Annotated in this window: 17 protein-coding genes; 4 read left to right on the forward strand and 13 right to left on the reverse strand. The window is 61.6% G+C overall.

Annotated elements, in window-relative coordinates:
* Positions 1-169: 169 nt before the first annotated feature.
* The 5 genes from A6U87_RS22365 to bcsN are packed head-to-tail and all read right to left on the reverse strand — an operon-like array spanning position 170 to position 9,307.
* The gene (locus A6U87_RS22365; RefSeq protein ID WP_065693516.1) at positions 170-2,479 is read right to left on the reverse strand and encodes a cellulose synthase; all 2,310 of its coding nucleotides are present in this window, start codon (positions 2,477-2,479) and stop codon (positions 170-172) included.
* Positions 2,476-3,525, reverse strand: a complete 1,050-nt coding sequence (locus A6U87_RS22370) for a glycosyl hydrolase family 8 (protein WP_065693517.1) — start codon at positions 3,523-3,525, stop codon at positions 2,476-2,478. The genes A6U87_RS22365 and A6U87_RS22370 overlap by 4 nt, the downstream gene beginning before the upstream one ends.
* The gene (locus A6U87_RS22375) at positions 3,522-6,074 is read right to left on the reverse strand and encodes a cellulose biosynthesis cyclic di-GMP-binding regulatory protein BcsB (protein ID WP_065693518.1); all 2,553 of its coding nucleotides are present in this window, start codon (positions 6,072-6,074) and stop codon (positions 3,522-3,524) included. Before A6U87_RS22375 ends, A6U87_RS22370 begins: the two co-directional genes overlap by 4 nt.
* Positions 6,074-8,269 carry a UDP-forming cellulose synthase catalytic subunit gene (gene bcsA / locus A6U87_RS22380; protein WP_065693519.1) on the reverse strand — a complete coding sequence of 732 codons (2,196 nt, stop codon included), beginning with the start codon at positions 8,267-8,269 and terminating at the stop codon, positions 6,074-6,076. Before bcsA ends, A6U87_RS22375 begins: the two co-directional genes overlap by 1 nt.
* A 54-nt stretch (positions 8,270-8,323) precedes the next feature.
* Positions 8,324-9,307 carry a cellulose biosynthesis protein BcsN gene (bcsN, locus tag A6U87_RS22385; protein WP_065693520.1) on the reverse strand — a complete coding sequence of 328 codons (984 nt, stop codon included), beginning with the start codon at positions 9,305-9,307 and terminating at the stop codon, positions 8,324-8,326.
* 597 nt (positions 9,308-9,904) lie between these two features.
* On the opposite strand from bcsN, the gene A6U87_RS22390 reads away from it, so the two are divergent.
* Both A6U87_RS22390 and A6U87_RS22395 read left to right on the forward strand, forming a co-directional pair.
* Positions 9,905-11,005 (forward strand): branched-chain amino acid aminotransferase, encoded by a 1,101-nt coding sequence (locus A6U87_RS22390; protein ID WP_065693780.1) that lies wholly within the window; start codon positions 9,905-9,907, stop codon positions 11,003-11,005.
* A gap of 187 nt (positions 11,006-11,192) precedes the next feature.
* Positions 11,193-12,107: a DMT family transporter gene (locus tag A6U87_RS22395; protein WP_065693521.1), complete on the forward strand. Its 915-nt coding sequence runs from the start codon at positions 11,193-11,195 to the stop codon at positions 12,105-12,107.
* Positions 12,108-12,132: 25 nt separating this feature from the next.
* On the opposite strand, the gene A6U87_RS22400 is transcribed toward A6U87_RS22395, so the two are convergent.
* Positions 12,133-13,389 carry a sensor domain-containing diguanylate cyclase gene (locus tag A6U87_RS22400; RefSeq protein ID WP_065693522.1) on the reverse strand — a complete coding sequence of 419 codons (1,257 nt, stop codon included), beginning with the start codon at positions 13,387-13,389 and terminating at the stop codon, positions 12,133-12,135.
* A gap of 209 nt (positions 13,390-13,598) precedes the next feature.
* On the opposite strand from A6U87_RS22400, the gene A6U87_RS22405 reads away from it, so the two are divergent.
* On the forward strand, positions 13,599-14,852 hold the full coding sequence (locus A6U87_RS22405; RefSeq protein WP_065693523.1) for a D-arabinono-1,4-lactone oxidase: 1,254 nt from the start codon (positions 13,599-13,601) through the stop codon (positions 14,850-14,852).
* 83 nt (positions 14,853-14,935) lie between these two features.
* On the opposite strand, the gene A6U87_RS22410 is transcribed toward A6U87_RS22405, so the two are convergent.
* The 7 genes from A6U87_RS22410 to A6U87_RS22440 form a co-directional block, all read right to left on the reverse strand.
* Positions 14,936-15,766: a shikimate dehydrogenase gene (locus A6U87_RS22410; RefSeq protein WP_065693524.1), complete on the reverse strand. Its 831-nt coding sequence runs from the start codon at positions 15,764-15,766 to the stop codon at positions 14,936-14,938.
* Position 15,767: 1 nt separating this feature from the next.
* The gene (locus A6U87_RS22415; protein ID WP_065693525.1) at positions 15,768-16,826 is read right to left on the reverse strand and encodes a Gfo/Idh/MocA family protein; all 1,059 of its coding nucleotides are present in this window, start codon (positions 16,824-16,826) and stop codon (positions 15,768-15,770) included.
* A 34-nt stretch (positions 16,827-16,860) separates the two neighbouring features.
* The gene (locus A6U87_RS22420; protein WP_065693526.1) at positions 16,861-17,625 is read right to left on the reverse strand and encodes an amino acid ABC transporter ATP-binding protein; all 765 of its coding nucleotides are present in this window, start codon (positions 17,623-17,625) and stop codon (positions 16,861-16,863) included.
* A 48-nt stretch (positions 17,626-17,673) separates the two neighbouring features.
* Complete coding sequence (locus A6U87_RS22425; protein WP_065693527.1) at positions 17,674-18,315, reverse strand: amino acid ABC transporter permease; 642 nt, start codon at positions 18,313-18,315, stop codon at positions 17,674-17,676.
* A gap of 12 nt (positions 18,316-18,327) precedes the next feature.
* The gene (locus A6U87_RS22430; protein WP_065693528.1) at positions 18,328-18,996 is read right to left on the reverse strand and encodes an amino acid ABC transporter permease; all 669 of its coding nucleotides are present in this window, start codon (positions 18,994-18,996) and stop codon (positions 18,328-18,330) included.
* A 27-nt stretch (positions 18,997-19,023) separates the two neighbouring features.
* Entirely contained in the window at positions 19,024-19,473 is a 450-nt protein-coding gene (locus A6U87_RS22435; protein WP_065693781.1) for a type II 3-dehydroquinate dehydratase, read from the reverse strand.
* A 108-nt stretch (positions 19,474-19,581) separates the two neighbouring features.
* Positions 19,582-20,412 (reverse strand): transporter substrate-binding domain-containing protein, encoded by an 831-nt coding sequence (locus tag A6U87_RS22440; protein ID WP_065693529.1) that lies wholly within the window; start codon positions 20,410-20,412, stop codon positions 19,582-19,584.
* 253 nt (positions 20,413-20,665) lie between these two features.
* On the opposite strand from A6U87_RS22440, the gene A6U87_RS22445 reads away from it, so the two are divergent.
* A complete protein-coding gene (locus A6U87_RS22445; protein ID WP_065693530.1) occupies positions 20,666-22,561 on the forward strand; it encodes a bifunctional sugar phosphate isomerase/epimerase/4-hydroxyphenylpyruvate dioxygenase family protein in 1,896 nt (631 codons plus the stop codon).
* Positions 22,562-22,566: the final 5 nt, after the last annotated feature.

The following is a 22,566-nucleotide window of genomic DNA, read 5'->3' on the forward strand; positions in this document are numbered from 1 at the left end:
TCATGCTTCCCGAGGGGATCATTGCGTGTCTGGACCGGGATGACAACCCCCAAAAGGCGTATCTGGGCGACAATCGGCTATTGGACGGCTGGAGCTAGCGGCACGCCGATACTGGAGCGGCGTGTATCGCCTAGCTCCATTTCTCACGTTTTTCCATCGGCGCGAGCGATCAGGGGGTGTCGGGTTGGGTGGCGGCCTTCAGATCCGCCAGGCCTCGATAGCCGCCCTTGTCGCCGGTGGCGGCCGCAGCGGTGAAGACCCGGTCCGCATCGCTGAACATCTCGAGCTTGAGGTAGCAATACCCGCGCAGGACCAGCAGGTCGGTGCGCTCCTGCTGCAACTGAGCCCGCTGATCGAGGTAAACAAGGGTTTCCCGGTAGCGCTTGGCGTCGAAAGCGGCGAGCGCGCGATCGGCCAATATCGCGACCTGCAACTCGGCGGCGCGCTGGCGGGGCTGCGGCGCCCTTGTCGCTGCTACCGCGGCGTTGTTGGAAAGGCCGGCGCGAAGGTAGGCGAGACTCTGCCCGTAGGCGGCATCTTCCCGGACCTTGCGTGTCGGACTGTTCAGCGCCGCTTCGAAGGCCTCGACTGCCTCCATGGGCCGGTTGAGGTCCATCAGGCACCAGCCGCGCGTCAGCGCATCCGTCGGGTTGAGGAGCTGCGCGTTGATCGTTGTCGAGCAACCGCGTGTCTGGCGCGCGGTGCGCGGAGCTGTCGCGACTTGTGCTGACGGTGCACGTCGATCATCGATGGTCGCTTGAGCGCGTGCCGGGGCAGAGGTTTCCAGCGTTTTGACAGGTGCGGAACCGGCTGCCGGAGACGATGCCGCTGGTTGTTGGGGCACGAGCGCGCCGGGGGCGGGAAGCGGGGATGCCGCCGTTGCCCTGAGTGCGGCGGTCTCGCCCATGGTGGCGATCCGGGCAGAACGACCTGCCCAGAGACGCTGCACCTCGGCAACGCCCTTGCGGTCGTTCAGCTGTTCGCGCGTGATTGCCAGGCCATAGGCGGATGGTTCGTCGTCCGGCTTCCAGCGCAGTGCCGTTTCGAACCAGCGTGCAGCGGTCTGCGGCTGGTTGAGAGAGCGGGCATACCAGCCGAACTGCTGGGCCGTCGGCACGTATTTCTGCGCGATGGTCTCTGCGGCCACGCGTGCGAGGACGTCTTCGCCGATATTGGCAGGCGGCTGCATGGCCATCAGGTTGGCAGTTGCCGCGAGGTAGGTGGCTGTCGCATCCGCAGAGGTATTGCGCCATTTGTACATGACGTCTTCCGCTTCCGGAAACTTCTTCTCCGCAACCAGCGTCAGCGCCAGTCCCTGCGAGGCGCTCGCGGAATCCTCCTTAGCGCGGGCTGCGCGGAACCATTTATCCGCTTCCGCGTAGTTTTCGCGGCGGAGCTGATACCAGCCGAGAAGCAGACTATCCGATGCGAGCCCCTGCGTTTCCGCGAGACGCTGGACCTGGGAGAGATAGTCGGGCGCAACCGCGAGGTTTGCGTCATCATTGCCAGCGGCGATGAAGCGGCGGGCAAGATCGTTGCGGATGCTGTCGAACTCGCGGCCGCCGTTTCCGTCCGGCCGTTCGAGCGCCAGCAGTTCCTGCATCGGCGCGTAGGCGAGCAGGCCCGATGCCTTCTGTATCGTCGCCAGGCGTTCCTGCGGATTGGTGCAGTTCTTCAGGATGTAAGCGTAGGCGTCCTGCCCCCGCTGGGTGTGATCGGTCTTGACGAAGGCTTCCGCGACACGCCAGAGCACGTCGATATCGCTGCAGGTCAGCAAGCTGGGTGTGTCGGCGCCGACCTGGACGACGGTGGCGTATTGCTTGAGGTCCGAGGCGTTGACGAGCCGGGCACGCGCTTCGGCGACGTCGAGGCGATCAAGCAGATCCGCGGGAGGCTGCCAGCCGGAGGCCTGCCGGTCCGCGATCTGCTTTCGCAGTTCCGCGTAGCGCCCCTCGGAATAGAGCTGCCACATGGCTTCCAGCTGTTTGTCTCCGCCCTGTGGGATCGCAAGGGGATCCACCGGTGGGACCCAGTTCGGATAGAGCGCCTGCAGTCGTGATATTTCTGCCTGCAGTCGCGCCTTGTCGTCGCGGCTTGCGAAGTAGCGCAGCGCGCTTTCATCGACCTTTTGCTGCTGTTGCTGCGCCGCCTGAGAAGCCTGCGGCGTGGGCGCCGGTTGCTGCGCCTGAGCGACAACAGGAGCCGGAGAGGCTTCCTGCGCGGGTGGGGTCTGCGTTTCCGGCAACAGTGATGCCGGGGCGGCGGCCTGGATGCGGTCGGAGACGGACTGGACGTCGATCCGAGGTTTCTCGGCAGGTCCATCGGGTCCGCTGATGCGGCCCATGAGCATCAATTGGGGGATCGGTCGGTTGGACGCAGCGAGACCCAGCGCTTCCTGGAGAGCCGCGCGATCCTTGATCGCGGCGACAACGCCTGCCACCACGACTGCAACTGAGACTGCAACGAGCGAGGATTTCACAGACACTCCGGATGTTTCTCCCCGACGAAGGCCAACCCAAGCAGTTGCAGGGTGGACGGATAGTAGAATAACGGCGCGAACTGTCGGGACGACGCGGGAAGCTTCGTTCCGTCAGTCACACAGGCCACAACATCGTTAACAATTTGATAACCGGGATCGGGAAGCTCGTGCTTCGGCTTTCCAGTCGTCAAGTCGATCGTGGCCGGCGTATTGCCGTCGGCGGTCATTCCTGTTCGAAACCGTAGCAGCAGTGCCTTGTCCGAAACTCCCGCGCGGGCAAGATAAAGCGGAATGCGGATGGCGTTGTAGCCGAACTCGGCATCGAAACCGTCGGCCGGCCGTGGCTGCCGGTTCAGGCTGACCCAATCGGCGGGAAGCTTGCGCGGTCCGAACTGCATGGAGTGAAGCAGAGAAAGGCCATCCTGAGACAGCTTCTGCCACGCCTTGGAAGGGGCCAGCAGTTCCATGACCGGCAGCGCTTCATAGATCCAGTAGGACGGGTTGATAACGGGCCCGTCTTTCCTCTCCGGCGCGTTGAAGCCATCCACACCAGGCAAGAGAATCGTACGGCCGCCGGAGCTTATGATTGCGTGCGACAACAGGGCTTGAGCGATGGCCGCCGCGGACTCGACATAGTCGCTCTTGTTCCAGGCTGAACCTGCCAGAGCCAGCGCGTAAGCGATCAGCAGATCGCCATCGGACGCATTGTTGGTATCGGTAACGTGAGGGGTGACGGCGGGGTCCCATTTCCAGACCGCGAGGCCATCGTTTCGCAGTAGCAATTCGGTTCGGGTGAAGTACCAGATCTGCTCGAAATCGGCGGGGTTGTTGGCCAGATAGGCCAGCAGGAGTCCGTAGCCTTGCCCCTCGCTGTGACTGATGCCGCCGTTGCCGTTATCGATGATGCGGCCGTTGGCATCCAGGAACTTCGCCTTGTAGGCGCTCCAGGCTTCGGACGGAACAGCTGCACGCTGCGCCGCCGCCGGTTGGCACGCCGCAAGTAGCGCAAAGCCACCGGCCAGAAGGAGTTTGCGCCAATGTCTCATTCGCGCCTGCCGAGTCTTGCGAGCATGGCCGAGGTCGTGACGCCGATCAGCAGCGCGAGCACCACCAACAAGACCGCATAGGAGAGAATGTTGGTCGAGAGCCAGTTCGCGGCGATCAGGCGGTAGTTGGAGATCGACCAAGGTTGCGAGGACACGAAGTCAAAACGGCTGACGGGCACCGTTTCGATCTTGCCGGTCTTGCTGGAGTAGGTGGTGATGTGGCCAGTGATCTGCGGCCAGTTCTCCTGCGCGGTAAGGGCTTCCGCGCCCTCGCGAAGATCCTTGGAGGAAGGCGCGGTGACGACCGTCCACGACGCGTCGCCCGCAGCACTCGTCCCCTGCGCGATCATGAAGCTGTCGACGTTTGAGGGCGTGAAGATCTCTTCGGCACCGGGGACGAACTGCAGCGAGCTCAATGAGATGTCGAAGTTGCGCCGCAGCCATTCCTGGAACGATGTGATCTGTCCGCGCCATACACCGCCGCTTACCTTGGAGCGCCATTCGTCGAAGGTCACAGACGATTCCGGTTGGCTGGCCTGCGCGGCCGTTGCCGTCCGCCACGATGCCTGGCTGGCTGTCGAGATGTTCAACTGCGAAAGGACGGCGGGAGGCATCTGGGAGATAGAGCCGACGAAGATCGCGTCACGCGCACCGACGGCGGCCGGCGATGCGGCCGGCTCAACCGGAAGCGGGCGCCCCGCGACGACGGCCATCTGGCCGAGGACGGTTGCCGTTGCCGACAGCGTATCGGGATCGACGCGGTCCAGGAACAACGGGATCGGGTCGGCGCTGCGACCAAAGGGGTAGCCGGTGCCCGCAAGCGCGCCGAGGTTGGGGCGCTGCCCGACACGGGCAAAATCCGGCATATGGAATTCGCTGGTATCGAAGAGTGCGAAACGGGGGCCGGCTCCTGCCGTCGTCCCGGGCACGCAGATCTCGTCCTCCTTGGTCATCATGATCACTTCGAGCGAAAGCGTATTCAGGCCCGGCTTGAAGTGCCGCATCGTGACGCGGATCGGCAGGTGGCGGAAGATGCCGCCGCCGGTCGACGTGATCGGCACGGTGGAAGCAATATTGCCGTTGACGTAGATGTCGACATGGCTGCCGGGCAGCACATCCTGCGTGTAGGCGGCGTCGAGCAACACCATCGCCTCACCGTAGGCATCGGCATAGAAGTCCGCCGGTACCGCGACATTGAAGTTCGTTCGGAAGCGGCGACCCGAGAACTCAGTCGTCTTCACGCCGAGCTGCGAGAGGGAAAGCCTGCTGTCTCCGAAGAGCAGCGGTGCGTCGGGCGCTACCCAACGCTGCGTCGCGAGCGTATCGCGCCGGACGTTGGGATCGCGGTCCGTCGTGGAAACGATCGTGTCGATCGCCGAGGAAATCGCGGGCCACGAAGGGCCGCTTACCAGAAGCACGGGCGACCCGGAGCGCGGATCGCTGACGAAGGCTGCCAGGGGAGCTGTTTGTGCCGCAGAAGGGGCTGCAAAGACCGGTTGCAGTTCCGCCGGCGTGCCGACGATGACAGCCATCTTGCCAGGGCCGGATGGCGGCAGCGAGTCGGCCGAGAACGAAAATGTTTCGTTAGGCATACCGCTCAGAACGGCGAGCCCCTGTGCAAGCCTTAGAAGCGGCTTCGTGGTGCCCGGCTGTTCCAGCGCTGGGACGACGAAATTGAATTGCGTCTTGCCGGCACCGTCGACGCCGATCGCGCGGATGGCGTCGGTGCTGGAGACTTTGGCCGCGTCTTTTCCCGAAAACTCAAGGAAGGTCTGTTCGGGATCGATATCGGACCAGAGCTCGTAGGTCGATTGAACGGTGCAGTCGGTGCGGTGGCGATGGCTTGCTTCGAATGTCAGTAGGTTGGCGCCGGGCTGCAGCAGCCCCGGGGGGACGTCGAAAGAGACTTGCGTTGCGCCTTCCGACGAGCCGATCTGCTGCTGGCCGATCATTCTGTTGTTGATCAGAATTGTCAGCTGCGAGGCTTCGGGGGCAACGACGACGGCGTTCTGATAGGAAAAATGGAACTTGGCGGGCGAGGCGGCCTGCTCTGGTGTCAGATAGAGCGACCAAGACTTGCGATCATATTCACCGTCGAGGCCGAACTTTGCGAAGGGTACGACATAGCGGCGAATATCGCCGGAGGCGGGTTGGGTGACTGCCTGACGCGTTGTCGCCGGCGGCGGGGGCGCAGCGGCGGGTGCTGTTGGGATGGGGGCAGCGGGTGTCGTGACGATAGGGTTCGCAGGCAGAAGGACAACAGGCGGTGCTTGCACCGGTGCGGGTGCTGCCGGTTCCGCGGTCGCGGCCGGCTGCAGCGAGAGCGGCGGTACCGGCGCTGCTACAGGCGGTGATGGCTGTGACGCAGGTGGCGTCTGCGGTGCAGGCTGAGCCTGGGGTGTCGTTGGTGTGGCTGGCAGGGTCAGCCGTGGCACGACCTGCTGGCCGCCTTGCGAGCGTTCGCCCGACATGTCGAACGGCGCCGTCTGGGCGTAGGCGATTGCCGAAGCGCCGACGAGAAGGAACGAAGCGTAGAGAACCTTCTTCATCAGCCGTTCGCCTTTGCCGCCTGCTGCTGCTGTTGCCGGTCACGCTCCGGCCGCATGCTGCGGAAGAAATAGACCAGCCCGCGGCTCGTCTGATAAAGCGACAGCCCCAGGAACCAGATCGTTCCGCGGATAAGGCCGGGGTTGCGGCGACGTCCCTGCTGGAATTGCGTCCATTGGTTGGAGTTGGCAAACATCAGGTCGGCGATCAGTCGGTGATCGAGCGCGCTCTTGGGAATGTACTGGCAACCCACCGCGAGGATTTCGCCCGACGGCTGGATATTGCGGACGATCAGCGGCAGCGTTTCCATCTCTGCGCCGCTGTAGGGCTGGAAGCGGATTTCGCCCTCGGCACCGATGACCATCGGATCAAGCATCTTGTTGAAGACGTGCAAGCGGGCACCGTGAACCGAAACGTCCTCGATGGAGGCGGTGTACCACTTGCCGTTGACGCCAAACTCGCACCGGCGGTTGACTCGGACGCGGCGCGACGAGGCGCGTTCGCCGCGCTCGGAGACGACGCCGAGCGCACAGCCGGCCATGATCAGGTTGATCACGTTCCAGCCGCCCACGACGAGGGTAACGTCGGCCTTGTAGGGTTCGGCATAGATGCGGAAGATCGTCACTGCGAGCGCCACCAGCTGGACGGCGAAGATGACGAAGAACGGCCGGCTGATTTCCGACAAACGGCTGACGGCGATCGACTCGTCCTTGGCAGTCACCTTGAAGGTCGGCTTTCGCGGATTGAGCATGACCGAGACGACAGCAGGCAGGAGATGCACCGTCTGCACATACTCGTAGAGCTCCGAAATCCAAGGCCAACGGAAGGAACCGTACAGGTAGTTCTGCATCATCAGGTTCACGAGCATGTAGGCGAGCGTGTAGGCCAGGAACTCGCCGCCGGAGGCCGTGAAGATTTCCAGATCGAAGAAGAGATAGAAGAGCGGCGCAAACAGAAAGATCGTGCGCGGGAACGGGAAGAGCCAGAAGAGCGTGGACGACATGTAGCAGAGGCGCTGCGGGATGGTCAGACCGCGCTTCAGAAGCGGGAAGCGGAAGCGCAGGATCTGCATCATGCCCTGGGCCCAGCGGCTACGCTGGCCGATGAAGCTGGCGAAGGTCGCGGGCTGCAGGCCGGCGATCAGCGGCTTGTCAACATAGATGCTGTTCCAGCCGCTGCCATGCAGGGCAAGGGCCGTCTCACAGTCCTCGGTGATGCTGATGCCGCTGAAGCCGTTCTGCGATTCCAGCGCCCGGCGGCTGAGCACGGCGGCCGAGCCGCAGAAGAAGGCCGCATTCCACTTGTCGAGACCGCGCTGGATGATCCCGTAGAACATCTCGTTCTCGCTCGGCATGTTGTCGAACGTGCGGAGGTTTCGTTCCAGCGGGTCGGGATTGATGAAGAAGTGCGGCGTCTGGACGAGGAAAAGCTTCGGATCGTCATCGAAATAGCCGACCGTTTCGAGCAGGAAGTCCCGGGCCGGCGCATGGTCGGCATCGAAGACGGCAATGAGCTCACCGGAGGAGTGCTGCATGCCGTTGTTGAGATTGCCGGCCTTGGCATGCTCGTTGCGGTCACGCGTCAGATATTTGACGTCGAGATCTTCGCACAGCTTCTTGAGTTCGTTGTGACGGGCGACGGCGGCCTGGGCCTCCAGGAGCTTGTTGGAATTGCGCTTCTGGAGCGTGCCGCCGTCATCGAGAAGCCAGACGTGAAGCTTTTCGGCGGGGTAATCCATTGCCTTTGCCGCAGCCAGGGTGTTGGCGAGCAGATGGGAGTCCTCGTTATAGGACGGAACGAAGACGTCGACATGCGGAAAACGATCTTCGCTGGCCGCTCGCGAGGGGCGGGACGGCAGGGGTGTCGCGACGATGAACAGGCTGAGCGCCAGCATGGCGACGCTGTACATTTCCGCGAGGTAGAGCAGCAGGCCGGGAATGAAGTTTTCCGGCTGGTTGACCGGGGGCAGGGTGTTCGTCGTGCGCCAATAGACATAGCGCAAGACGATGGCAGTGCCGAAGGCCAGCGCGACGAGCCGCCATGTGCCTTCAGCCTTCAATCCCTTGATGATCGCCATCACCGCGACGACGGTTATGCTCGCGATCAGCTGCGTCTGCAGGTTGACCGGCAAGGTGATCAGTACGATCACGCAGAGCGAAACCACGGCCCATATGATGATGCTTAGGGCTTTATGCATCGGCGTCCCTTCGAAAGCAACAAATCGGGCGCATGGCGCACCGGTTGAATCAAACTATCTCCGGCAAGCGGCCGTCATGGCCGCGTCGCCTATGCAATCCGGCGACGGCACGGTCACACCGCTCGCCGTCACCGTCTGTTGTTCTGTCTGTGTGGCGACCGGTGCGACCGGCGCCTCTATGCTCGCCTGCGGTGCGCCGCCCGGCATGTCAGGAAGCGGCACGCGCGGCCCGACCGCGGCGGGGAGTGCGGCGGGGGGCGGAGTTGTGGCAGCGGCGCGTCGCGTGACGGCTGGGCGAGTGGGCTCCGGCGCAGGCTCGTATCCAAATGACATCGGCGCACCGCGGTAACCGCCCGCATCAGGATAAATCGGACTGCCGGTGCCTCCGATCGTCGGATCGGCACCCCGGGGGGCGCCGTAGGGATTCCAGATCTCACCGTCGAACGAGCCAACGATGGTGTAGCCATAGACGATGCCGAGCAGCTGCCGTTCGGTTGCGCGCGCGTCGCAGAGGCGAAGCCGCACCTGGATCATCCCGAAGTTGCGGGCCTGCGTCATCGCGTTGCGGCTGGAGCTGATCTGTTGCCAGGCGTAGACGCAGGTGTCGCCTGACCGGCTTTGGCCGGATGCGTAGCCGAACGGGCCATAACTGTTCTGCAGGAAGGTCAGCGAGGTCACCATCGGCACGCCGGGCGCCGCCGCAAAAGCCTCGCGAGAAACCTGGCTCCCTGAGATTGTCCTGTGGGATGCGTTGCCGGTTCCCTGGTTGACGCCGTTTGCGCCGATGAATTGCACCTTGAGAAAGTTCTGGCCGGGTACGGACGACGAGGTGAAAAGCGAGATCGTCTGCTCGGTGCCGTTGCCATGCTTGCGCTCTACGACACTCACGATGGAAGGGCCACCGGGAGGTGGCAGGGCAAGCGCTTTTTCGCTTGCCACGGTTTCCGCAATGTTTGGTTGTCTTACGCCTCCGGTGGAGGTGCAGCCGGCAGCAAGCCCGGCTAACGCCGTCAGCGATACCACTCTCAGCAAACGCATGTGTCTGGCCGCAGTAATCGTCTTTCCTCTCATCCGTTCGCAAATCTCGCGTAGGACTTTCGAATCAACGACTCTCAAGGTCGTCACCGATGGTAAACGATGTTTATGGTTAACCTAAAGTTAATATTCGCACCCCGAACTTTCGGGCGCCGCCCGATTTGGATGCTTTTTAAGCGAGGGTTAGCGGCGTCGTTGAAAGGGGTCTGTTGTCACACGTAATGGTGGCCGAAATCATCGTGCCTGTGATCGAGTATTAGGAAAAAATGTACAATGGAAACAATGGCCGCGGCGACAGCGCCAAAGAGTTCGCCGCGACAATCAACTCAACCTGTCGTGGCGGGCAGGAGGCATTCTCCATCTGTCTGTACCGATATGCCGGGTCAGTGCGCCCGGAAGGGTCGAGATAGCGATTTAGGGCGATGGTGCCCTGATTTCTGCAATCCCTGCCTGCGGTTCCACCAGCCGCTCAGGCGGCCTTCGGCGCGTTCGAGCGATTGCTTGAAACCGGGACACGAAAGGGCTACTGCTCGTTTCGTTGTTTTCCTTTATGTTGACGGAGTCACGCGCGGATAGCGCGCCATGTCCAAGGCTGTTTCCATGACTACGAATCCAGAACTGCCGGAGATCCAGATCGATTTCCACACCTCACCCGTTTCCGACGCAGATAGAGCTCAAGCCCTTGAGACGCCCGGCTTCGGCAAGATTTTCACCGACCATATGGTGCTCGCACGCTGGACGCCCGACAAGGGCTGGCACGATGCGAAGGTGACGCCGCGGCGGCCGCTGTCGATCGATCCGGCGAGCGCGGTGCTCCACTATGCGCAGGAAATCTTCGAAGGCATGAAGGCCTATAAGACGGCGGATGGGCGCGTCCTGCTGTTCCGGCCGGAAGAGAATGCGCGGCGGTTTGCACAGTCGGCGCTGCGCATGGCAATGCCGCCGGTTCCGGAAGAGCTCTTCATCAAGGCGGTCGAAGCGCTGGTGCGCGTTGACAAGGCCTGGATCCCGTCGGGTGATGCCAGCCTCTACCTCCGCCCATTCATGTTTGCGAACGAGGCGTTCCTCGGCGTGCGGCCGGCGCAGGAATACGTGTTCTGCATCATCGCATCCCCTGCCGGTTCTTACTTCAAGGGCGGCAGCAAGGCAGTCTCCGTCTGGGTCGAAACGGAATTCACCCGCGCGGCCAGCGGCGGAACAGGCGCTGCAAAGTGCGGCGGAAATTATGCTGCCAGCCTTGTTGCTCAGTCGGAAGCCGCAAAGCGTGAATGCGACCAGGTCGTGTTTCTTGACGCGGCCGAGCATCGTTGGGTCGAAGAACTCGGCGGTATGAACGTATTCTTCGTCATGCAGGACGGCTCGATGGTCACGCCTCCGCTCGGCGGCACCATTCTGCCGGGCATCACCCGCGCATCGGTGATCGCGCTTGCCGAAGAGCGGGGCATCCGCGTCGAGCAGCGCCTCTACTCGTTCGACGAGTGGAAGGCCGATGCTACCAGCGGCAAGCTCAAGGAAGCGTTCGCCTGCGGCACTGCCGCCGTGTTGGCCGGTATCGGGCTCGTGCGTCACGCCGGTGGCGAGTTCAAGATCGGTGACGGACAGACCGGTGCGCTGACCGCCGAGTTGCGAAAGCAACTGGTCGGCCTGCAGCAGGGCGCCTCGAACGATCAACACGGCTGGACGCATTCGATAGCCGTCTGATCCAGTCACAGCTTGCGTAGTCAGGCAACCCGCCTCGCAGTGAACCTCGAGGCGGGTTCTTATATTGGCGGTCACAATATTGTTCTGGCCGAGCCGGGTCGCGCCTGAGACGAAAAAGTCGGCCGCCTAGAACTACGGTCAAATGAAGATAAAGGCCGAGAAAACGGCTTGATTGGAAGGAAGCACCATGAACGTTCGCGCGAGCAGCGCCGTGGGCAATGCCGTGCTTGCCGGGGTGCTCCTGATGCTCCTTGGCGATGTGCTGTTCTCGTTGAATGATGCGATGGGCAAGTGGCTGGTTGCGAGCTTTTCCGTCGGCCAGGTGCTGGTGCTGCGCTCGCTCGGCTCCTTCGCCATGCTGGCGCCGATGATTGTCCGGCAGGGACCTGCTGCGCTGGTCCAGCTGGAACGCCCGTCTCTGCATATCCTCCGCATGGTGCTGGCAACGGGTGATGTCGCGCTCTTTTATGCAGCTGTTGCCTATCTCCCGCTTGCCGATGTCATGACATTCTACATGGCCGGTCCCATCTACGTGGCGGCGTTCTCGCATTTCTTCCTGGGCGAGACGATCGGCTGGCGCCGCTGGCTCGCCGTCGTCATCGGTTTCATCGGGGTTGTCATCGCGCTGCGGCCGTCGTCCGCCATGCTGTCCTGGCCATCGATCTTCGGCCTTGTCGGCAGCCTGTCTTTTGCGTTGACGCTTGTACTCAGCCGTCGCCTGCGGCAGACGAGCGATGTGACACTGGTGACCTGGCAGACCATTGCGGCCTTCGTCGCCGGCCTGTTCCTGAGCATCGGGAACTGGGGTCCGATGACGGCGGTCGATGTCGCCGCCATGCTGGCGCTCGGCATCGTTGCCGGCAGTGCGCACATGATGATCACACGAGCGCTGAAACTGGCTCCGGCGTCGCTTCTGGCACCACTGCAGTACAGCCTACTGATATGGGCGATTGTCCTGGGCTATCTGTTCTTCGGCGACCTGCCGGATAGCCAGATCCTGGTGGGATCCGCCGTGATCGTGCTTGCCGGACTTTTCATCTTCCATCGGAAGAATCTGGTCGGGGAGACCCCGAAGGCAGACGTCCCGCCCGACGGGCACTGATACGGCCTTGCAGCGCGCGGGGCCTTCAGATCTTGAAGGCTACTTCCACGCTCTGCCGGTCCTGCGCGATCACCTGGCACAGCGTTTCGAAGCCTTCACCCTTGATGGCCAGAACAAACTCGGGAGGAATGCCCGCCGAGCTGGAAACCGACAGGCCTGCGCTATCGATGCCGAGGGTCTTGATGGTGCAATCGATCGTCGAACGCCGATCATTGAACAGGATGGCACCGGCCTTCAGGACACGCCGGCGGGAGCCCATGGCACGCTCTGCGCCGATCGATGCCCATGAAATGCATCGATTTCGGCCGCTGTGCTTGGCGTGATACATCGCGGCATCCGCTTGCGCCAGGAGCGTGTCGATGTCCTTGGTGACGATGGAGAGCGACGAGACGCCAAAGCTCGCGGTGACGCTCAGTGAACCGAAGTCCCCCTGGATGGGCTGAGACGAAATCGCGGCCCTGACTTTCTCGGCAACGGCAATCGCGCCTTCGCGGTCGATGTGCGGGAGCACGATGCAGAATTCTTCGCCGCCGAGACGACCAAGGAGGTCGCCGGCTCTGAGGTTTGCCCTGCAGGTTGCCGCGACGGCCCGGAGAACGTCGTCGCCTGCTGCATGACCATAAGTGTCGTTGACGCTCTTGAAATGGTCGACGTCCAGCATGACGCAGGAGAGATTGTGCTGGTGGCGCAGGGCCAGCGAAATGAGCTGGTCAGTCTCCTGCTTGAAAGCGCGGCGCGTCAATGTTTCAGTCAGGCTGTCGGTTGCCGCCGACTGCAGCAGTTCTATCCGGTCCATCGCTGCCCCGGCCAGTTCCTGCAGAATCGCGAGGTCCTTGGCGCCGAACGATCTCGGCTTTCGGTCGATCGCGCAGACGGTGCCAATGATATGACCTTCCCTGGTGCGCAACGGAACGCCCGCATAAAAGCGGATGTGGCTGTCGCCGGTCACGGCGGGATGTTGGGCAAAACGAGGATCTCTGGTGGCGTCCTGGACAATGACTGGTTCTTCGTAGTCTACGACGTATCGGCAGAACGTGTCTTCGCGCGGAACCTCATCGGCCGAAAGGCCCGAGCAGGCCTTGTACCATTGGCGGTGCGCATCGATGAGGGTGACAAGCCCGATATCGATCGTGAAGATCTCCTTGATCAGTCGCACGATGCGATCGAAGCCATCGTCTCGGGGCGTGTCGAGGAGATCCAGCTGCTCAAGGGCTGCCAGGCGCTCCATTTCCCGCTTTTTCGTGTCCGCGGTAGACTTCCCGAATGCCCTTGCAACCACCATTGCCGCATCCTCCTCAATCGAGCCGAGATACCGATGGGTCTCATAGATTGGTGAAGAAATTTAATACGCCGGGTGCTGTTCGTGTACGGGTTACAACTGCCAGTAAGATTGCGACAATCGGCGCGTGCCTTGGTGACCAATATATGTCTTCTTTCGTCGCCGCTTCGGATAAATAAATTCAATCCGCCGGATTCGAGAAGGTATCGTTCATGAGACAGGTTCCTGCTGCCAACTGGGCAGAGAGTTTTCACTACAGCTTTCGCGACTGCGTCTATCCGTCTTCGGTCGAGGACGTTTGCGATATCGTGGCGCGCTCTCAGACGATAAAGGCGCTGGGATCGCGACACTCGTTCAACGCCATCGCCGATGGGCAAGTCGCCATGTCGCTGGCCGAAATGCCGACAAAGCCCGTGATCGAACGAGACGGAACGCAGGTCTCCGTTGGCGGTCACTGCACCTATGGCGAGCTTGCGCTTTTCCTGCACGATCACCGTCTCGCCGTTCACAATCTGGCATCGCTGCCTCACATCTCGATCGCCGGCGCCATCGCCACCGCGACCCATGGGTCCGGTAATCTCAATGGAAATCTGGCGACGGCGGTTTCAGGACTGGAGTTCGTGGCAGGTGACGGTAGCCTCGTGACGGTGAAGCGCGGCGATGCGGATTTTGCCGGAATGGTCGTGCATCTCGGCGCGCTCGGCATCGTCACGCGTGTGACGCTCGATGTTCAGCCAGAGTTTCAGGTCGCGCAGTGCGTCTATGACGGTCTCGACTGGGACAAGCTGGTCGAGAACCTCGATGAAATCACGGGTGCCGCCTACAGCGTGAGCGTGTTCACGCAATGGGGGGATCAGGCAGGTTCGATCTGGCTGAAGCGGGCCGGGGCAGGCGACGATTGGCCGACGGCCATTCATGGCGCGGTCCGGGCGCAGGTCAAGAGACATCCGATCAGTGGATTGGATGCGCAGAACGCGACCGACCAGCTTGGCGAATACGGCCGGTGGTCCGACAGGCTGCCTCACTTCAAGATGGGCTTTCTCCCGAGCAGCGGCGAAGAGATACAATCGGAATATCACGTTCCCAAGGAGTACGGTGCCGCCGCGGTCGAGGCTCTGCTATCGGTCCGCAACAGGTTTGCGCATCTGGTCCAGGCAGGTGAAATAAGGACTGTCGCCGCCGATCAGCTGTGGCTCAGCCCGCAATATCAACGCGACACCGTATCGTTCCATTTCACCTGGGTTCGCGATCAGGATGCGGTCAACGCGGCGGTCCGCCATATCGAAGATGTGCTCGCACCCCTTCAGGCGTTGCCGCACTGGGGCAAGGTGTTTACCCGCAGCCACATCGGCGCCAGCTATGAACGCCTTGCCGATTTCGCGCGCATCCGCAATGGCATGGATCCGGAACGGAAGTTTTCGAACTTGTGGCTTGAAGACGTCGTCTTCGGCTCGGCGGGAGCCTAGTTCTGGACGCTCATCAACTGCGCTTCCAGTGGCGCAGTTGATGATGTCTCTCAATTGCCGTCCATCGTCTTACGGGCGCCTAGTCAGGTGAGTTTCGCGATTTTCCGCAGGTTCTCGGCGGTCGTCGTCGGGAAGTCGAAGAATTCCAGGTAGGCCGGTATCTGTTCGAACAGCATGTCCGTGCCGACCTGGAATGCACAGCCCCTTGCGCGGGCGGCCTGAAGGAAGGGTGTGATCTCTTCCTTCATCACCACTTCGCCGACAAAGGTCGACGGCGCGATGAGGGAGACGTCCATCGGCAAGGGGTCGCCCTTTTTCATGCCGAGTGGCGTCGCATTCACCACGATGTCCTGACCGGACGGATCGGCGGAGCCGACGGCTATTTCGACGTTCGGGTAGTATTGCCGCAAGCGATCCCGCAGGCCGGTCATGGTTGCTTGATCGGGATCGAAGATCGCAAGGCGTCGGACGCCTGCCTTTGCCAACGAGGCAGCAATCGCCGAACCGACGCCACCGGCACCGACGATCAGGACGCTCGTGCCGGCGACCTCTCGTCCCTTGCGCAGAACGCCGCGCACAAATCCCTCGCCATCGAACATGTCGCCGATCAGGCGACCGTTTTGATCGAGGCGGACGGCGTTGCAGGAGCCCGCCACCTTCGCGCTGGTCGATGCCTCGTCGAGCAGGCTCATCGTCGCGATCTTGTGCGGCATCGTAATGAGGGCGCCGTGAATATTGGAGAGGCGAAAGACCAGTTTGAGAAACGATGGGTAGTCCTGCGGCTTGCAGCCCATGGGCACGACGACGGCATCGATCCCGTTTGCGTCGAAATAGGGATTGTAGATCAGCGGCGCCTTGAAGGACTCGGTCGGATAGCCGAGGTGCGCGATGAGTTTGGTGGTCCCGGTAATCATTCTATTGGACCCTTGGTGTCGTGATGGTGTCCAGCCCGACCATCTGCCCGGAAAGAGCAGAGGTTCGGATTGCCTCGATGACCCTGAGGGTCGCCAGTCCCTCCCGTCCGCTGACGATCGGTTCGGCGTCGCCCCGTATGACGTCGCAGAAGTGGCTGAGTTGGGCTTTGAGCGGATCGTCCGGGACGAAGGAGACGCGTTCGCGGGCGAGGGGCTCCAGCCAGTCCGGTCGGGTGGCATTCGTCCATAGATCAAGATGTGGAATGCTCAGCGAACCGTGCGTGCCGCCGATCTGGTAGCAAAATTGGTCCTGCTGAGGAAAGGAAGGGTTCTCGCCTGTTGTCATCTCCCAGCTCCAGGGGGAGGCGACGGCATCGCTTGCGCTCAGGGTCGCCAGGATGCCGTTCGCAAAGCGCATCGAGACGACGGCCGTGTCTTCGACCGCATGGCCTCGGACCGCGCTCGACTGCATGGCGTGGACGGCGTCGACCTCGCCAAAGAGATAGCGGAAGAGATCGACGTCGTGGATAAGGTTGACGAAGATCGGGCCCGCACCCGGTTCGCGCCGCCAGGCGACGTCGAAATAGTCGTCAGGCTTTGCGACCCAGAAGGTCCCGTGTACCGCGATGATCCGACCCAGCCTGCCGCTTTCGAGGATCTCTCTGGCCTTCTGGATCATCGGGTTGTAGCGGCGGTGATGACCAACCAGGATCGGCAACCGAGCTCGTTCGCCCGCGGCAACGAGTGCTGCCGCTTCATCGACATCGTCCGCGATAGGCTTTTCGACGAGCACGGGGATACGCGCTTCGATGACTTCCAGCGCATTCTCGACGTGAAGCCGGTTCGGCGTGGCGACGATGACACCATCGGGGCGATCGTCCCGCGCTATCTCTGCGAAGCTCGGGGACCAGCCCGCGCCGATCTCATTCGCGAAAGCCCGTCCGTCGCTCGACGGGTCGATGATCGATGTTAGGATGGCATCGGGTTGCGCCAGGACATGTTGTGCGTGGCGTTTGCCGATCAGCCCGGCGCCCATTACCGCGATCTTCAACCGCTTCATCAGTGGCTCCCTGCGTTGCGACGTTGAGCGGTCATCAGTTGCGCAGAATTTCGCCGAGGAATTTTCGGGTTCGCTCATGCCGGGGATTGGTGAAGAACTCCGATGGCGGCGCTTCCTCGACCACCGCACCGCTCGCCATGAAGATCACCCGATCGGCGACCTGACGGGCGAAGCCCATTTCATGGGTCACGCAGATCATCGTCATGCCTTCGTCGGCGAGCCCGATCATCGTGTCGAGCACTTCCTTGACCATCTCCGGATCGAGGGCCGAAGTCGGTTCGTCGAAGAGCATCACCTTCGGCCGCATACAGAGCGCGCGGGCAATGGCGACCCGCTGCTGCTGGCCTCCCGAGAGTTGCAGCGGATATTTCTCGGCCTGCTCGAGGATCTTGACGCGGTCAAGAAGGGTGCGTGCGCGTTCTTCGGCTTCCGCCTTGCTGACGCCAAGCGCGCGCATCGGCGCCAGCATGCAGTTCTGCAGCACGGTCAGGTGCGGAAACAGGTTGAACTGCTGAAACACCATGCCCACTTCGCGGCGAACCGCGTCGATCGCCTTCGCCTGGTTTCCGAGCAGAATGCCACCGACGCGGATTTCACCCTTCTCATAGGCTTCGAGATGGTTGATGCACCGGATCAGGGTCGACTTGCCGCTGCCGGAAGGACCACACAGCACGATCCTTTCGCCCTTGCGGACGGACAGGTTGATATCATGTAGGGCTTGAAACGCGCCGTACCACTTTTCGACCCGTTCCATGGTGATAATGGTTTCTGCGGCTTGGGACTGGGCAGCATTGGTCATCGGTAGTCTCCAGGTGCTTGTGTCAGGGTCGAGCGGGATCGGAGGCGATTAGCGCGCCGACGCGGCAAACCGTCGTTCAAGGCGTGCGCCGAGGATCGTCAGCGGGCAGCACATCAGGAAGTAAAGCGCGCCGACCACACCGAAGACGGTCAAGGGTTGAAAGATCTGGTTGGAGATGATGTTGCCGGCGCGCGTTAGCTCGGTGAAACCGACGATCGATGCGAGCGACGTGCCCTTGATCAACTGAACCAGGAAGCCGATCGTGGCCGGCAGCGAGATGCGGAGCGCCTGTGGAAGAATGATATCCTTCATCCGCGAGATGTACTTGAGGCTGAGCGCTTTGGCGGCTTCCGTCTGTCCTCGCGGGACTGCCTCGATCGATCCGCGCCAGATCTCGCCGAGATAGGCGCTGGCGTGAAGAGTGAGGCCGATGGCGACGGCGAGCCAGGCATCGAGCTTCAGGCCGATCAGCGCAAGTCCGTAATAGACCACGAACAGCTGCATCAGCAGGGGCGTTCCCTGGAAGACGGCAATGTACCCGGACGTGATGCGCTCCAGCAGCGGGCTACCCGATGTCCGGGCAAGTGCTACGCCCAAGCCGGCGATGCATCCGCAGACGAAGCCGATTGCCGACAGGACGACCGTCCATTTCAAACCAATCAGCAGGAAAACGAGTTCTTCATTGCCCATGGAAATCGCTCCCTACTTGACGGGGTAGGTGAAGTAACGCGCCGAAAAGAACGAAAAGAGGCGCATCATCAGCCAGGAGATCACGAGGTAGAAGATCGTGACGGTGAAATAGACTTCGAAGCTTCGGAAGCTGTCGGATTCAATGCGCTGGGCAACCGATGTCAGCTCGTAGGCAGAAATTGCCGAGGCGATGCTCGTCGAGAGTGTCAGAAGGACGAACTGGCTCGTCAGCGAGGGGTAGATCGCCCGCAATGCCGGTTTCAGGATAATCAGCCGGAAGACCTGCGCCTTATGCAAACCGAGCGCCAGGCCGGCCTCCATCTGTCCCTTCGGGATGGACTGAACGCCGCCACGAATGATCTCGATGGCATAGGCGCCGCCATTGATGCCGAGCGCGATGATTGCCGTCGGCGTCGGATCCAACCTGATGCCGGCGAGGGGCAGGGCGAAGTAGATGAAAAAGATCTGCACCAGAAACGGCGTGTTGCGGATCAGTTCGACAAATCCGATGACCAGCCAGCGCATCCACTTTATGTGGGAGTCGCGCAGGGCAACGCCGCCGATGCCGATGATGATCGCGAGCAGCATTCCCGAGATCGCCAGCAGGAAGGTGCCGAGACAGCCCATCAGCAGGGTCGGCAGACCGTCGATGACAGGCGTGAAGTCCAATTTATAGTCCATGCGGATTTCTCCGGCTCAAGTTCGTCTTCAATGCGCCGCGCGCGTGACCATCCCGGCCATGGCCTGGATCGCCAATTCGTATCCGTCGGCACCGAAGCCGATCATGATCGAGGTTGCGATGCGTGAGATCAGCGAGTTGTGGTAGATGCTCTCGCGGGCATGCACGTTCGAGATATGCAGCTCGATCTTCGGCGGGTCGAATGTCTTCAGCGCATCCAGCAGCGCAATGGATGTGAAGGTGTAGGCAGCGGGATTGATGACGATGCCGCACGCCTCGTTGCGCGCCTGATGAACGCTTTCGACCAGTTCGCCTTCGAAGTTCGTCTGTCGGAAGTCGACGTCGAAGCCAAGTGACCGAGCCTTGGCGATGCATCGCTCGCGAATGTCATGAAGCGTCGTGGTGCCGTAGATCGCCGGCTCGCGTTGACCGAGCAGGTTGAGGTTCGGGCCGTTGAGTACAAAGATTGTCTTGCTCATCATCACGCTCCTCGCCGCAAGCCGAGGCTCGTCCGGCGGCATGGTGTCGGCGTTGGCGGGCATCGTTGATGCCCACCTCGGCGGTCCGTAGTGTCAGGGTAGAAAGGCTCAGTTCACGGTGAACGGAATGCCGTCCAGGGTCGCGGGGAACTCAGGAACCGGAACCTTCATCCACTTGTCGTAGACCTTCTTCAGCTCGCCGTTTGCCTTGATCTTGTCGATGAAGGTGTTGAGCGCCGCGTTGATTTCCTTTTCACCCAGGCGCGTGCAGGCGCCGTTGTAGAGTTTCTGGAACTCGAGCTTGTTTTCGAACTCGCCCGGGCGGGCCTTTTCGACGCGATCCATGTAGAAGATGTTGCCACCGAGCGTATCGACCTGGCCGGAGGCAAGTGCCTGCACGCTGGCGGCATCACCGTCGTAGCGGCGGATCGTCGTGTTCGCAGGCGCGTTCTTGGTGACCTGCGTATCCTGGGCGGCGCCCTTGGCAACGCCGACCGTGAATTTGGCCATGTCGGCGTTCGTCTTGATCTCGGCCGACTTCGGTCCGATCAGCACGATCGCGTTGGCCACATAAGGCTTGCTGAACTGGACGGCCTTTGCGCGATCCGGAAGCATGGCCATGGTTGCGAAGAGAACGTCAACGCGGCCCGTCGTCAGCGCCGGAATGCGGTTGTTCACTTCAAGCGGGACGAATTCGACCGGAACGCCGAGCTCTTTGCCGAACAGCGTTGCGATGTCGGCATCAAGGCCATCCTGCTTGCCTGCGCTGGTCACGAAACCCCACGGCGGGTTGTCGCCCTGGATCCCGACCACGAGCTTGCCTTTGGCCTTGATCTCGTCGGGCGTGATTGCGCTCGCCGGCTGAGCCATGGCGACAGCGGCGACGACCGCGGCAGCGCCAAGCATGGCATTTCGGCGCGTCAGCATTGATTTGAACATTTATTCCTCCTCCGTTTGACGGTCCTTCGACCGGACAGCCATCCCTCACCAAATTGACTGTTGTTAATAATTGGCAGACCGGGACCGATAAATCAACATAGTTTTTCGAAATCATATGAGAATCCAATTTTCACCAACCGAATTGAAATATTCACGACATTCGTCATAATGACTGCAGGAGGATTTTGGCGGAGGCACCCAATCGTGCCTCCGGCTTCTCCTCATCACGCTGAAACGGGGAAGGGCTGTGGCCATGAAGACCTCCATTGCGACCGTAACCATTAGCGGCGAACTGCCGGAGAAGCTTGAGGCGATCGCGCGTGCCGGATTCAAGGGCGTCGAGATTTTCGAGAACGATTTTCTGGCGTTCGATGGCAGCCCGGCCGATGTCGGCAAGATGGCGAGGGACCAGGGGCTCGAGATCACGCTGTTCCAGCCTTTCCGGGATTTCGAGGGTATGCCGGAGCCGCTGCGAAGCCGAACCTTCGATCGCGCCGAGCGCAAGTTCGATGTGATGCAGGAGCTCGGCACCGATCTGGTGCTCGTCTGCTCCAACGTTTCGCCAGCCTCTATTGGCGGCATCGACCGCGCTGCCGCAGACTTCCGCGAACTGGGCGAGCGGGCCGCCAAACGCGGGCTGAGGGTCGGCTACGAGGCGCTTGCCTGGGGTCGCCATATCAACGATCACCGGGATGCCTGGGAGATCGTGCGGCGCGCGGACCACCCGAATGTCGGGCTCATTCTCGACAGCTTTCATTCTCTGTCGCGCAAGATCGACATCAACTCCATCCGATCGATCCCCAAGGAGAAGATCTTCATCGTCCAGCTCGCCGATGCTCCGCTGATCGATATGGATCTGCTTTATTGGAGCCGCCACTTCCGCAATATGCCTGGTGAGGGCGACCTGCCGGTTACGGCCTTCGCCGAAGCGGTCGCCTCAACCGGATATGATGGCTACTTCTCGCTGGAGATTTTCAACGACCAGTTTCGCGGAGGTTCCACCCGCGCCATCGCAGCCGACGGCCATCGCTCACTGGTCTACCTCGGCGATCAGGTGCGGCGCAGCTTGGGCGAAAGCAGCCCCGTCGGCGCTGCCATGCCGGAACGAGCCAAGGTCAAAGGGATCGGCTTCGTCGAATTCGCGACCGATGAGGATGAGGCCGTCGGATTGGTTGGCCTGCTGGAAGCGCTTGGCTTTCGGAAAAGCGCTGTCCACAAGACCAAGAAGGTCACGCTCTTCGAGCAGGGCGAGATACGGATACTGATCAACGTCGATCAGGCCGGGTTTGCCAACGCTGCCTATGCTGTCCATGGAACATTTGCTTACGCGCTTGCACTTGTGGTCGACGATGCAGCGAAGGCCTACGAGCGCGCGCTGGCGCTCGATGCAGAGCCATTTCGCCAGCCCGTGGCTGACGGCGAGCTTGAGCTTCCGGCGATCCGGGGCGTCGGCGGCGGTCTTATCTATCTGATCGACGACAAGAGCGCGCTTGGCCGCTTCTCCGAGATCGATTTCGAGCCGGTTGCCGACGACGGTGAAGCGCGGACCGCCGGGCTCATCCGCGTTGATCACATTGCCCAGACGGTCGCCTATGACGAGATGCTCACTTGGCTGCTTTTCTATACGTCGATCTTCGAGGCGACCAAGACGCCGATGGTCGATATCATCGATCCGAGCGGCGTGGTGCGTAGTCAGGTCGTCGAGAACACGACTGGCGCACTGCGGATTACGATGAACGGTGCCGAGAACCGCCGAACCCTGGCCGGGCATTTCATTGCCGAGAAGTTCGGATCGGGCATCCAGCACCTGGCCTTCTCAACGGATGATATCTTTGTCACCGCAGAGGCCCTTCGGCGGCATGGCTTCAAGCCGCTGCACATCTCTCCCAACTACTACGACGATATCGAGGCTCGGTTCGGCCTTGATCCGGAGCTCACGGAGCGATTGAAGGCCGAAAATATCCTCTACGATCGTGACGAACACGGCGAGTATTTCCAGCTCTACAGCGGAACCTACGGGGAGGGCTTCTTCTTCGAGATCGTCGAGCGCCGCGGCTATCGCGGATATGGTGCGCCGAATGCGATCTTCCGGATCGCCGCTCTGAAAAAGCAGATGCGGCCGGAAGGCGTACCGAAAGACGCTACCTAGGAGGA

The organism is Rhizobium sp. AC44/96 (assembly GCF_001692185.1).
GTDB lineage: Bacteria > Pseudomonadota > Alphaproteobacteria > Rhizobiales > Rhizobiaceae > Rhizobium.

Bases quoted from the DNA above. Each gene is read 5' to 3' on its own strand.
- A6U87_RS22370 (WP_065693517.1), bottom strand. From the start codon at position 3,525: ATGAGACATTGGCGCAAACTCCTTCTGGCCGGTGGCTTTGCGCTACTT.
- A6U87_RS22375 (WP_065693518.1), bottom strand. From the start codon at position 6,074: ATGAAGAAGGTTCTCTACGCTTCGTTCCTTCTCGTCGGCGCTTCGGCA.
- bcsA (WP_065693519.1), bottom strand. From the start codon at position 8,269: ATGCATAAAGCCCTAAGCATCATCATATGGGCCGTGGTTTCGCTCTGC.
- bcsN (WP_065693520.1), bottom strand. From the start codon at position 9,307: ATGCGTTTGCTGAGAGTGGTATCGCTGACGGCGTTAGCCGGGCTTGCT.
- A6U87_RS22390 (WP_065693780.1), top strand. From the start codon at position 9,905: ATGACTACGAATCCAGAACTGCCGGAGATCCAGATCGATTTCCACACC.
- A6U87_RS22395 (WP_065693521.1), top strand. From the start codon at position 11,193: ATGAACGTTCGCGCGAGCAGCGCCGTGGGCAATGCCGTGCTTGCCGGG.
- A6U87_RS22400 (WP_065693522.1), bottom strand. From the start codon at position 13,389: ATGGTGGTTGCAAGGGCATTCGGGAAGTCTACCGCGGACACGAAAAAG.
- A6U87_RS22405 (WP_065693523.1), top strand. From the start codon at position 13,599: ATGAGACAGGTTCCTGCTGCCAACTGGGCAGAGAGTTTTCACTACAGC.
- A6U87_RS22410 (WP_065693524.1), bottom strand. From the start codon at position 15,766: ATGATTACCGGGACCACCAAACTCATCGCGCACCTCGGCTATCCGACC.
- A6U87_RS22415 (WP_065693525.1), bottom strand. From the start codon at position 16,826: ATGAAGCGGTTGAAGATCGCGGTAATGGGCGCCGGGCTGATCGGCAAA.
- A6U87_RS22420 (WP_065693526.1), bottom strand. From the start codon at position 17,625: ATGACCAATGCTGCCCAGTCCCAAGCCGCAGAAACCATTATCACCATG.
- A6U87_RS22425 (WP_065693527.1), bottom strand. From the start codon at position 18,315: ATGGGCAATGAAGAACTCGTTTTCCTGCTGATTGGTTTGAAATGGACG.
- A6U87_RS22430 (WP_065693528.1), bottom strand. From the start codon at position 18,996: ATGGACTATAAATTGGACTTCACGCCTGTCATCGACGGTCTGCCGACC.
- A6U87_RS22435 (WP_065693781.1), bottom strand. From the start codon at position 19,473: ATGAGCAAGACAATCTTTGTACTCAACGGCCCGAACCTCAACCTGCTC.
- A6U87_RS22440 (WP_065693529.1), bottom strand. From the start codon at position 20,412: ATGTTCAAATCAATGCTGACGCGCCGAAATGCCATGCTTGGCGCTGCC.
- A6U87_RS22445 (WP_065693530.1), top strand. From the start codon at position 20,666: ATGAAGACCTCCATTGCGACCGTAACCATTAGCGGCGAACTGCCGGAG.